The 12,093-nt window shown below is 39.9% G+C and carries 12 protein-coding genes; 6 read left to right on the forward strand and 6 right to left on the reverse strand.

Annotation, left to right across the window (positions count from 1 at the left end; translation table 11 throughout):
- The first annotated feature begins 2 nt into the window (after positions 1-2).
- From G3W54_RS12445 to G3W54_RS12470, 6 genes are all read left to right on the forward strand, one after another.
- The gene (locus G3W54_RS12445; RefSeq protein WP_162653346.1) at positions 3-1,238 is read left to right on the forward strand and encodes a glycosyltransferase family 4 protein; all 1,236 of its coding nucleotides are present in this window, start codon (positions 3-5) and stop codon (positions 1,236-1,238) included.
- Between the two features lies 1 nt (position 1,239).
- The gene (locus tag G3W54_RS12450; RefSeq protein ID WP_162653347.1) at positions 1,240-2,115 is read left to right on the forward strand and encodes an SDR family oxidoreductase; all 876 of its coding nucleotides are present in this window, start codon (positions 1,240-1,242) and stop codon (positions 2,113-2,115) included.
- Entirely contained in the window at positions 2,108-3,118 is a 1,011-nt protein-coding gene (locus G3W54_RS12455; protein WP_162653348.1) for a polysaccharide biosynthesis protein, read from the forward strand. Before G3W54_RS12450 ends, G3W54_RS12455 begins: the two co-directional genes overlap by 8 nt.
- Positions 3,111-4,238: a UDP-N-acetylglucosamine 2-epimerase (non-hydrolyzing) gene (wecB, locus tag G3W54_RS12460; RefSeq protein ID WP_162653349.1), complete on the forward strand. Its 1,128-nt coding sequence runs from the start codon at positions 3,111-3,113 to the stop codon at positions 4,236-4,238. The genes G3W54_RS12455 and wecB overlap by 8 nt, the downstream gene beginning before the upstream one ends.
- 81 nt (positions 4,239-4,319) lie before the next feature.
- Complete coding sequence (gmd, locus tag G3W54_RS12465; RefSeq protein ID WP_162653350.1) at positions 4,320-5,441, forward strand: GDP-mannose 4,6-dehydratase; 1,122 nt, start codon at positions 4,320-4,322, stop codon at positions 5,439-5,441.
- Between the two features lie 5 nt (positions 5,442-5,446).
- Positions 5,447-6,406 (forward strand): GDP-L-fucose synthase, encoded by a 960-nt coding sequence (locus tag G3W54_RS12470; protein ID WP_162653351.1) that lies wholly within the window; start codon positions 5,447-5,449, stop codon positions 6,404-6,406.
- Positions 6,407-6,462: 56 nt separating this feature from the next.
- Here the strand turns inward: G3W54_RS12470 and G3W54_RS12475 are convergent, their stop codons facing one another.
- The 6 genes from G3W54_RS12475 to G3W54_RS12500 form a co-directional block, all read right to left on the reverse strand.
- Positions 6,463-6,708, reverse strand: coding sequence for a hypothetical protein (locus G3W54_RS12475; RefSeq protein WP_162653352.1), 246 nt, complete (start codon positions 6,706-6,708; stop codon positions 6,463-6,465).
- Between the two features lie 41 nt (positions 6,709-6,749).
- Positions 6,750-7,715: a GDP-mannose 4,6-dehydratase gene (locus G3W54_RS12480; protein WP_162653353.1), complete on the reverse strand. Its 966-nt coding sequence runs from the start codon at positions 7,713-7,715 to the stop codon at positions 6,750-6,752.
- Positions 7,706-9,061 carry a class I SAM-dependent methyltransferase gene (locus G3W54_RS12485; RefSeq protein ID WP_162653354.1) on the reverse strand — a complete coding sequence of 452 codons (1,356 nt, stop codon included), beginning with the start codon at positions 9,059-9,061 and terminating at the stop codon, positions 7,706-7,708. Before G3W54_RS12485 ends, G3W54_RS12480 begins: the two co-directional genes overlap by 10 nt.
- Before the next feature lie 119 nt (positions 9,062-9,180).
- Positions 9,181-10,362: a glycosyltransferase family 9 protein gene (locus G3W54_RS12490; protein ID WP_162653355.1), complete on the reverse strand. Its 1,182-nt coding sequence runs from the start codon at positions 10,360-10,362 to the stop codon at positions 9,181-9,183.
- 35 nt (positions 10,363-10,397) lie between these two features.
- Positions 10,398-10,793 carry a DUF6165 family protein gene (locus G3W54_RS12495; protein ID WP_162653356.1) on the reverse strand — a complete coding sequence of 132 codons (396 nt, stop codon included), beginning with the start codon at positions 10,791-10,793 and terminating at the stop codon, positions 10,398-10,400.
- Between the two features lie 10 nt (positions 10,794-10,803).
- On the reverse strand, positions 10,804-11,787 hold the full coding sequence (locus G3W54_RS12500; protein ID WP_197742827.1) for a hypothetical protein: 984 nt from the start codon (positions 11,785-11,787) through the stop codon (positions 10,804-10,806).
- Positions 11,788-12,093 lie beyond the last annotated feature (306 nt).

Below are 12,093 nucleotides of genomic sequence, written 5' to 3' on the forward strand. Positions count from 1 at the left end.
AAATGCGTCTATTGATCATAAGTCAGTATTTTTGGCCGGAGAGTTTTCGCATTAACGCAATAGTACAATCGTTAGTCGAAAAAGGTATTGAGGTTGATGTCCTTACAGGCGTGCCAAATTATCCAGCCGGAGACGTTTTTGATGGCTATAAGGCCAGCAAGATAAGGACCGAAAGTTGGAAAGGTGCAAAAATATTTCGCGTCCCATTGATCCCACGTGGCAATGCCCGTAGCTGGCGGCTCGCGGCTAATTATTTTTCATTTATATTTTCAGGAAGTTTATTTGGGCCGTGGCTTTTGCGTGACCGACGATATGACGCCATTTTTGTATATGGTTTATCGCCCATATTATCGTCGATACCTGCCATATTTATATCTAAGATAAAAAGGAAACCACTCATCATTTGGGTTCAAGATTTGTGGCCAGAAAGTTTATCTGCAACAGGACATGTAAAGTCACCTCTAATACTGAGAATAGTAGAGAAAGTTGTATCTTGGATTTATCGTCAGGCACACCTATTGTTGGTGCAATCTCGAGCATTTAAAAGACCTATTGCCTCATTGGCACCTGATAAAATCATTGAGTACTACCCAAATTCGGTCGATCCAACATTTGCGAAACCAGTACTATCAGACCAAGAGTTACCAGAGATACCTGCCTTAGATGAAGGTTTTTCTATCCTATTCGCTGGCAATATCGGCGCTGCACAATCAATGGATATGATTATCGAAACAGCGGAACAACTTAAATATATACCGCAAATAAAATTTGTTATCATTGGGAGTGGTAGTAAATTGGAATGGATGCGTAATGAAGTGGATAAGCGAAATTTGGAAAATGTGACGCTTCCCGGGTGGCTTCCCCCAAGTACGATGCCTGGATTAATGCAAAAAGCAAGCGCGCTGATTGTTAGCTTAACTAATGAGCCTATTTTTGCATTGACCGTCCCTAATAAAATACAAGCGTACCTCGCAGCGGCACGTCCAATTATTGCCAGTTTGAACGGTGAAGGTGCCAAATTGGTTGAAGATGCAGGAGCAGGGTTTAGTGTTACTGCCGAGGATGCGCATGGGCTAAAGGATGCGATCCTTATGCTTTATAATATGCCAGCAGAGCAACGAAGTCATTTTGGGATCAATGGGAGAAAATATTTTTTAAAACATTTTGATCACGAAAAATTAGTTGAAAAATTGATTGAAAAAATTGAAACAACAATCAGAAAACAGGAAATTGATTAGAATGAAAATTCTCGTTTTGGGCGCTACAGGTATGATTGGGCACGCTATGTTTAATGTGCTACACGATGCTAATACTTGGGACGTCTATGGGACCGCGCGAAACTCAGTAGATAAAAATCATTTCTCAAACGCAAAACAAAAGCAAATTGTTTTAATAGACGACATTCAAAATCATAATACTCAGCTGAATCTATTTTCTAAAATCATGCCCAATATTGTCATCAATTGTATAGGCCTGACTAAGCATTATAAAGAAGCTAACGATCCATTGTGCGCCATAGCAATCAACGCCACACTTCCACATCAAATTTCCGCATTATGCAAGTTGTCTGATGCAAGACTCGTTCATATTAGCACAGACTGCGTTTTTACTGGAGAAAAAGGAAACTATGTGGAACATGATAAACCCGATGCTATCGATCTCTATGGCAAAACCAAGGAGATTGGAGAAACAACAGGTCCTTCCTACGCCCTAACATTACGAACTTCAACCATTGGGCACGAATTACATAGTAAACTTGGACTTCTGGAGTGGTTTCTTTCACAACAAGGTCGATGTAATGGTTTCCGCAGGGCCATATTTTCTGGATTACCAAATACAGTATTTGCAGAGGTAGTAAGAGATTTTGTGATTCCAAATCCAAATTTGTACGGTTTATATCACGTAGGCGCAGAACCTATAAACAAGTACAAATTATTGCAGTTGATTGCCATGGAATACAAAAAACAGATTGATATCATACCCAACAATGAGGTAGTTATCGATCGTTCGCTCGATTGCGACAGCTTCATGAACGTGACCGGTTATAAAGCCCCGCCTTGGCCAGAACTTTTACATAAGTTAGACCCCAATAAAATAAGACACAAAAATGTTTAAAAATAATATTCTAATGATAACTGGGGGCACAGGTTCCTTCGGTCAAGCGGTTCTTAAACGTTTTCTTAAGACAGACGTACAAGAGATCCGTATTTTCAGCCGCGATGAAAGCAAACAAGAATCGATGCGAATTGCATTTAATAATCCGAAATTGAAGTTTTATATTGGTGACGTCCGGGATTGTGATAGCCTTAGTCAAGCAATGAAAGGTGTAGATTATATCTTTCATGCGGCAGCACTCAAACAGGTGCCCTCTTGCGAGTTCTATCCGATGGAAGCCGTACGAACAAACATAATAGGTACTGAAAATGTCATGAACGTAGCCACCTCATGTCGCGTAAAACGTGTTGTCGTATTGAGTACTGACAAGGCTGTTTATCCCATCAATGCAATGGGTATATCAAAAGCTATGGCTGAAAAATTGATGATAGCAAAGGCCCGTACTCAACTCGAACATGAAACAGTATTTTGCGCAACACGTTATGGAAATGTGATGGGTTCAAGAGGCTCGGTAATTCCGCTATTCATTTCGCAAATAAGGCAAAATTTACCACTAACTATTACTGACCCAAAAATGACACGCTTTCTGATTTCACTGGAAGATTCGGTTGATTTAGTACTACACGCGTTCAAAAATGGTCACCAAGGCGATATATTTGTTCAAAAAGCACCCGCAGCTACTGTTGAAGATTTAACCCAAAGTCTGCTTGAAATATTTAATAGCAAAAGTTCAATTCACGTCATTGGAACGCGTCATGGGGAAAAAGAATACGAGTCTTTGGTATCACGAGAGGAAATGGCCAAAGCTTTGGATGAAGATCGATATTTTCGGATACCCGCAGATAATCGTGATCTAAATTACGCTCAATATTTCGATGAGGGCGAAAGAAAGATATCGGCATTAGACGATTATACCTCTCACAATACAAACTGCCTAAATGTTGATCAAATCAAACAATTGCTTAAAACCTTGGATTTTGTGTATGAGGAATTAAATGCTTAAAGTTATGACAATTGTCGGCACTCGACCCGAACTCATTAAAATGAGTCGAGTTATTGCCGAATTCGACAAACATACAAATCATATTCTTATTCATACTGGCCAAAACTATGACTATGAATTGAATCAACTCTTTTTTGAAGATTTAGGAATTCGTAAACCAGACCAATTTCTTGAAGCGATGGGCGACAATGCAGCGCAAACGATTGCCCGCGTTATCGAAAAATCTGATGCCATAATGGCGCAAGAAGAACCTGATGCCATTTTACTTTATGGAGATACAAATTCCTGCCTAGCGGTTCTATCTGCAAAACGCCGAAAAATACCAGTATTTCATATGGAAGCAGGTAACCGTTGTTTCGACCAACGTGTGCCAGAAGAGCTCAACCGGAAGGTACTTGACCACCTTAGTGATATAAATATGGTACTCACCGAACATGCTCGACGCTATTTGATTGCTGAAGGAATTCGTCCAGAAACTATTATAAAAACTGGTTCACATATGCATGAAGTACTTGAACATTATATGCCACGAATTCAGTCTTCCGATATTCTAAAACGTTTGAATTTACAATGTGGCAAATATTTTATTGTTAGCATACACCGCGAGGAAAATGTCGATACACCCCAAAACCTACTCGCTCTTATTGAAACGTTGAATGCGCTAGCGGATACATATAATTTACCAATAATTGTCTCAACACATCCGCGGACACGCAATCGGATAGATGATCTTGAATTAGGTGAAATACATCCACAGGTTCAATTTTTAAAGCCATTTGGCTTCAATGATTATATTAAATTACAGATGGAATCTATGTGTGTGATATCGGATAGCGGCACGATCACAGAGGAGGGTTCACTTCTTAATTTGGCTGCTGTTACGGTGCGCGATGCGCATGAGCGCCCCGAAGGAATGGACGTTGGAACCTTGATAATGGCGGGTTTAAAAAAGGAAGGCGTTCTTGATGCGGTTAGAGTTATATTGGAACAACATGATCACTCTACGCGTGTTATGGATCCTGTCGCAGATTATGAGGCAAGATCTGTTTCAAAGAAAATTTTACGTATTGTACTAAGCTATACCGGATATGCTAATCGGACTGTATGGCGTAAGGTATAGTAGTTTTTAAAGACATAATAATCGCTACTCCAATTTTCAGCGCAGCTACTCTTCTTTGTTATCTTACGACGGAATAATTATATGGTTAAACGTGCACTAATTACTGGTATTACAGGACAAGATGGCTCATATTTAGCTGAGTTGCTATTGGAAAAAGGCTACGAAGTCCACGGCATCAAGAGACGAGCATCACTTTTTAATACCCAACGTATCGACCATATATATCAGGATCCACACTCAGATGATGTTCGCTTAAAATTGCATTATGGTGATTTGAGCGATGGTTCAAATCTCACAAGATTATTGGCCGAAATCAGGCCTGACGAAGTGTATAATCTGGGTGCACAAAGCCATGTTGCTGTTAGTTTTGAAAATCCTGAATATACAGCAGATGTAGATGCCATGGGAACATTGCGCATATTGGAAGCAATTCGATTTTTGGGGTTGGGAGAAAAGACTCGATTCTATCAAGCATCGACATCAGAACTTTATGGACTTGTGCAGGAAACACCGCAAAGAGAAACAACGCCATTTCATCCTCGCTCTCCTTATGCGGTCGCGAAGCTTTATGCTTATTGGATTGCAGTCAACTATCGAGAAGCATATGGTATCTATGCTTGCAACGGTATATTGTTTAATCATGAAAGCCCACGCAGAGGCGAAACCTTCGTTACGCGAAAGATTACGCGAGGTTTAGCCAATATTTCTCAAGGGCTAGAGACGTGCCTTTATATGGGAAATATTGACGCCTTACGGGATTGGGGGCATGCAAAGGATTATGTCCGGATGCAATGGATGATGTTGCAGCAAGAAAAACCCGAAGACTTTGTAATAGCTACTGGTAAACAGTATTCTGTGCGTGACTTCATAATCTGGTCGGCAAAAGAACTCGGCATTACTTTGCGGTTTGAGGGAAAAGGTACAGAGGAAATTGGTATTATCGATGCTATTAAGGGAAACGAAGCATTAAGATTAAACATCGGAGATGTCATCATGCGCATTGATTCTCGTTATTATCGCCCTGCTGAAGTGGAAACATTACTTGGTGATCCAACATTGGCAAAAGAGAAGTTAGGATGGGTACCTGAAATAACTGCACAAGAAATGTGCGCGGAAATGGTCAGAGAAGATCTCAAAGATGCCAAACGACAAGCACTCTTAAATGAACATGGATTAGGCCTTCCTGTCAGCCTAGGGAACTAGAGAGCATGTCAATGAAATATTATGTGGCTGGCCATCGCGGTATGGTTGGAAATGCCATTTTGACGAAGCTGCTAGCTAGAGGCGAGTTAACCGTTACTAGTTCCCGCGCCGAACATGATTTGACAGATCAGCGAACTGTTAAGGAATTTATGCAAAAAGAGCGGCCTGATATTGTAATATTGGCGGCGGCAAAGGTTGGTGGCATTCATGCCAATAATACATATCCCGCTGAATTCATTTATCAAAATCTGATGATTGAAGCTAATGTCATTCATCATGCGTACGAAATTGGTGTTAAAAAATTACTGTTTCTAGGGTCATCTTGCGTCTATCCTCGTGACGCTACCCAGCCTTTATCTGAGAGTGCTCTTCTATCTGGCATACTGGAGAAAACAAACGAACCTTATGCCGTATCTAAAATAGCTGGCATCAAGCTATGCGAAAGTTACAATCGACAATATAATACAGACTATCGTTCAGTTATGCCAACTAATCTCTATGGTGAGGGTGACAATTTCAACCCAGAAAACAGCCATGTCCTCCCTGGCCTCATTAAACGCTTTCACGAAGCAGTATCAAATGGTGATAGCGAGGTAGTCGTCTGGGGAACAGGAATGCCCAGACGAGAGTTCTTGCACGTACGGGATATGGCAAGCGCATCCCTTTTTGTGCTTGATCTTGATAAAGAGGAATATGCGGCTCATACTGAGCCTATGCTAAGTCATATAAATATAGGCAGTGGGCAAGAAGTTAGTATCCATGAATTGGCCAAGTTAATTGCTGAGGTAACAGGCTATAAGGGTAAAATTAGATTCGATTCAAGTAAGCCCGATGGCACCGCGCGAAAACTATTGGATGTTAGTAAACTAGAAAATCTGGGGTGGAACTCAACAATTCCCCTCAAAGAAGGAATTTCAGAGACTTATAAATGGTTTTTGCAGTTTGGGCTCACTCAAAATCGGTGAATGATGGATTTTAAGTAGAGTAAACTTGCTTGCATAATTTTCTATGGCAGCTTTATTTAATCAAAATAAATTTTTAAAGCATCATCCCAACTATCATGTGCTGCGCGCATTTTCAGAAGCTCACTTATCTGTGTTTGGGTTGGTTTAGCTGACTTGAAAACCAGCTTTGCCAAAATTTGGATGTGCCGCTCTTCCTGTTCGGAGAGACGGGATTCTAACTGAGCAATTATCGATGATTTTTGCTTTCGCTGAATTACAAAAGAAATTGTTTCTCCTTGAGATTTCAATACATCAAGCAACATTTTAAATCGCCTAATTTTGGAGAACAATTCATAAGTCATATCTAAATCACCGCACGTAACGATTTCAACTTTTCTTCTACCATACTAACACCAAGGTCAAATGCTGTAACCTTTGGCAGGCCCCCAAAAATTTGTTCCATATGCTCCAAATTTGTATTAAATGAAGTTAGCTTTGGGCTCGGTGAATTAATGATAATATGGTCACAAAAATCGAGGCCATAATGTGCGAAGAGACTTGCTGTGAGTGTTTTAGCATTAAGGGTTTCACCACGCGAAATAATAACTTTTTCTGGTTCTGATTTTGTCGCTAGACGCATAAAGTAATGCATAAATTCTTCTGCACTGCCCCAATCTAAGTCAAAATTCAAATTCTGTACTTCTACTTGATAATTTACATCGATAACGGAATGAGCAACCGAATCACAGATTTTTGAAAAAAAGAACTCCGAACCTCGGCGTGCTGATTCATGATTAAAAAAATATGCGACATGACCAACTATCCCATGGCGAGTATAATAATAATCAAGAATTGATTCTGCCGCTATTTTTGTAATTGAATAAAGACAGTCCTGCGATTGTGGGTAATTTTCGCGGATTTCGCCAGCAAGAGGCGAAGTGAATATTTTGGCGGAACTCGCATATACACATCGCGTTTGCGTATTATGATTTCTGGCATACTCCAAAATTGCAAAAAGAGATTTCAGATTAACATCAATGACTTTATCAAATACAGTTTCATATTCAAATCCAGCAGATCCATGAACCGCAGCAACATGGTAAACAATATCAGGTTTAATTTTCTTCAGAAACATAACCACAAGTTCGTAATCACATAGATCAATTTGGCGATACTCGTATGCAGAAGACAAAATAGGATGGGCCGCCACCTCTTGTCTACCAATTCCGATAACGTCAAAATTTGCAGCTACCAGATGTTCACATAAATAAGAGCCATCTTGGCCATTTGCCCCCAAAACAAGTGCGCGTTGCTTTGGCTTTATTTCCACAGCAACGCCTCTAAATCCTGCCCCATGGATTGGCTGCCCTTTGAACCATCCATTTTTTCAAGAATATCATCAACATTATCCTTATTAACGATAAGCAGTTCAGGTAGTGGAAAAATAAGTTGCGTCCCTTTATCAATTATTTCTCGTTCCCGTGTTAAAAACTCTCTTTTAAAATGCCAAGGTAGAACCAAATAATAGTCTGGATTTTTAGCTCTGGATTTTTCTTCCGACATAATTGGAATATCCGTGCCTAAGGTATAGGCACCGTCTTTATCCGGATTTCGGTCTGCTGCGGCCTCTGCAATTAAACAATCGATTCCATACCATTGAAGCAGCACATTGCCTTTCGTTGATGCGCCATAAATATGAATTACTTTACCTTGGCTGCGAATATCATAAAGAAGTGTACGGGTCTCTTCTCGGAGTCGATGTATTTGTGTCCGAAAACGTGCATAACAATCTTCAGTATCCAATTCCATATCAAATTCACGCATCCTTAAACGACGCAAATAATTTGCATCTTCGGTAGTGCCGCGGTTTGCATTTGCTGCAGACGTAACATAGCAACGGATAGAACCGCCGTTAATATCGTTAATCTCCGCCTTGAAAACACGTAGCTCAGCCTGTTTAAAAATATACTCCAAAACAGCAAGGCTATAATATTCCAAGTGTTCGTGACAGATGGTATCGAATGAATTTTGCAATAGCATCAAAGGCATATAGGACATCTCGACAACCCAAATGCCATCGTCTTTGAGAACAGACTTGATATCCCTTGCAAAACCAACAGGATCTTCTAAATCGTAGTACATTGCTATCGAGGTTACGATATCGAACTTGGTGTCCCCAATTACGGCTGATGATGCCTCCGACGGGAAAACATCATTTGCAAGTGAAAACCCAATCTCCTCCGAGGCAGAGTTAGCAATATCAGAAGGGTCCACCCCAAACATTTTAGTTCCATCTGGGTAAGATGATAACAACGTCCCATCATTACATCCAATATCCAGAACAGTTAAGTTTGATCTATTATCAATAGAGGCACAAGTTGCATCAACAATGGCAGCTAGGTGACTTCTCATAGTTTGGTTAGTGCCAGACTTGTACCAATAATTTGAATAAAGCACCTCTGGCGGAAAGGTATGACCGAGCTGGACAAGCCCGCAAGCATCATGATTGGCCGTTACATCACAACGGACTAATTTCGTTGGTAACATCCTCCGCGGCGGTTCAATAACCCCCTCCTTGCGAAAAGCTCCTTGTAAACATTGCTGACCTAAATCCACAACTTCAGCTAGAATTGGAGAGCCGCAGACACGGCACTTATTTATGTATTTGGGATGCAAGGAAAGTCACCTCTTGTAAACGAGAAAAATGCTAAAAATACTAAACTGCTTTTAATCTATTAGATAGCTTACACGCAAGTCCCCAAAACGCACGAAGCTAGAAGATACTCTCACCGCGACTATGCCCGATCACAATCTACCATGTTGGTGGTATCCGCTATTGTATCAAGGAAACGTCGCATTTCTAATTTCACAGCTGGATATATATAACTTGGATCTTCAAAGATCATAGGTGCAACTTTGCAACGTGCGAAATTAATAAGTTCTGGGACCCAGCCATATCTGTCTGCTGTGATGCTAAGAGAGCGTGCAGCATCACAATACCGAAGTTGGTGCAATAACCTTTGGCTGATCAAATCCAAATAAAAATTAAACGATGGTATTTTAGAAGTTTGGTGAAATGCATCTCTCGCTTGTTGGAAGTTTCCGGTTAAAACGGAGAGAGATATATCGGCGACCACATTCGTTGGCACATCATGCAATTCTATAAAGTGGGATGTATCTTGACCAAAATACTCAAAATCATGAGCAAACGAAGCATATACCGATGTTGATCCATTGAGAATTTGAATATTAGGAATTTCTTTCGCAACTGTAGACGTCGAAATAACGGTTAAACCAGAACCACACCCAATGAATAAGTCCGTAATTTGCAGTAAGCCACCAATCTCCCGCATACTCAGTTGCGCACCGTTAAAAATGTTTTTATCCTCATAGGTAGGCAGATGCGTCGCCAAGATAACGGCGACGTTCGGCAATCTCCTTGTTAAATTTCTAGCAACTTGCGCTCCAAATTCAGGAGTAACGTGCGATTGCCCGGATTTTGAGCTACATTCAAAGACTACAATTTGATCGAAGCTTTTCAGGTTGTGCTTAGAAATAAAACGAGAGACATTTTCCATTTCTTCGTCATCAAGCTCGACAATGGTTTTTATGGGTACCGTAATTGGATTTTCATAACCACGTAAAATAGATGGCCGCACAGTCCCATCGTAACGTTCAAAATGCGCGGGCCAAATTTGTGACATGATTGTTCTGTCGTAAAAGGGGTTGGCACCAGATTGACGCCGCATAACTTCTTGCTCAAAAGTATGCCAAATACGTCCATGATCGTTACCAGGCTTAGTCGGAATTTCAAGAATTTCATCAACATCAGGATTATTACGTAAAACAGGTTTGTAAAGGGACAAAATAGCCCAAGTCAGATGACAGTCTGGCATATCTGTTTTAATTTGCCGCGCTAATGTTGTAGCATATAGACAGTCACCATTCGAGCCCAATTGTCCAAGTAGGATGTTCATGAAATCACCTCTGTCAATAAATTGATATAGTCTGATTAATCATATTCTTGATATGACTTCTCTTCCACAATAACTGAGCCGACCAAAATATTGATCTTATTCTTAAAAGCAGCTCGTTTATCATTTGTTTTATAAACTTTGCGAGCAAGATCTACAAAGCCACAATCAAAATTTTTATCGCGTTCATGATCGCGGATGCTATCTTCCAATTGCCAAATATCAAAATTAACAATTTTCAACTGCTTTTTAAGTTGCAACACTTCCCCTTTACTAACTTTCAGAGAAGTCAGCAATTGGTCTAGCAACTTCAACTCAACCTGGATATTTTTAAGTTTACCAGAATCTTTAATTTTCTCAGATTTTATTTCCAAAATCGTTATCTTATCTATCAATTCCCCAACAGAAATTGGTGCTTTAATTTCCAAAGTCATAACATACTTCCTACATTCCACTCAGCCATTCACGGCTATATAAAGATCCCAATTCTTTAATTAGTAGAGTTTTGCCGCTATCCACATTCACTATAGGTAAATCTTCGATAACTACGCTGCGAGCAAGACCTGCCATGTAATTCAGTTGGCCCTTCTTATCACGACTATCACGATGACGTGAGGGGAAACCAACAACAGAACCCAGACTATCTGTTATTGATTGCGCAAGGTCATCACGGACATAAAATGCATTGACACCATTTGAATTAGTACCAACAAAGGTATAACCGCGGTTTCTTGCTAGGCTATTCATAGCAGGTAACGATGCCCCAAAATATAGGCCGCTATAGTGCGCATCAAAGCGATAAAAATCCGATGAATATGGAACCGAAAGCTCATAAAGATCACCTAAGATCGAATTATATTCCAAAACTAAAATCGCAGGCTTGCAGCAGTCAATAGCGTTTAGAACCCAGTAGTCATTTCCATCAATATCGATGCTTAACAAACCAATTTCACCACCAAAGCCCTGCACTGCTAAAAGATCATTAATATTTTCAGCTGTAATAAATGCACAATGAGCATTAAGGTCATATTTCCAATAATATGTTTGCGCACGAACAAAATCAATGTGGCTTTGATTACCATCCATAACCATCCCTCGCCAATTTCGATTTTCAAGTAAAAATCTGCAATTAGCTTCCGAAAAATTTTCAACTCCAAATTCGACAAAACTCGTGTTTTCAATCGGTAAATTTTGTATAAGCCAATCAATTATACCATCTTCACCCCACTGAGAATATACACTAAATTCTGCGTCGGAGAGGTGGCTCAGATAAGATTGCTGGCGAATTTGAACACTGGCCTGTCGCCCTGATAATAAAAGTTGCTTTTCTAATAGTATTTTTTGAGACGATAAATGATTTGGAATTTTAGCAGTTGCTGCGGCGGCATGTTTTATTCTGTTAAGATACGTTCTTATTCTTTTCTGCACGATCTTTTCATTCCGTTAATTATAATAAGTTCTGCCATTTGCCAGAATAATGGCAGAACAATCCTGGCAATCGCCATGTATTATCTGATTGTTGAGAGGTAACTTTCTAACGAAAAGAGCATCACTTTCCTGCAGACCAAATTTATTAATTCTTGTATCAATTTCATTACAGTAGGCAAGCCTAGCTTACAACGCTAAAATTATAATAGATATTTAGGCAGATACAATACGCTCTGGTTATTCAAATGGCAAAAACCAAAATCAACCAAACTAATATTTTTTAGGGTCAATCAAATAATTACGCGA

The organism is Lentilitoribacter sp. Alg239-R112, assembly GCF_900537175.1.
GTDB lineage: Bacteria > Pseudomonadota > Alphaproteobacteria > Rhizobiales > Rhizobiaceae > Lentilitoribacter.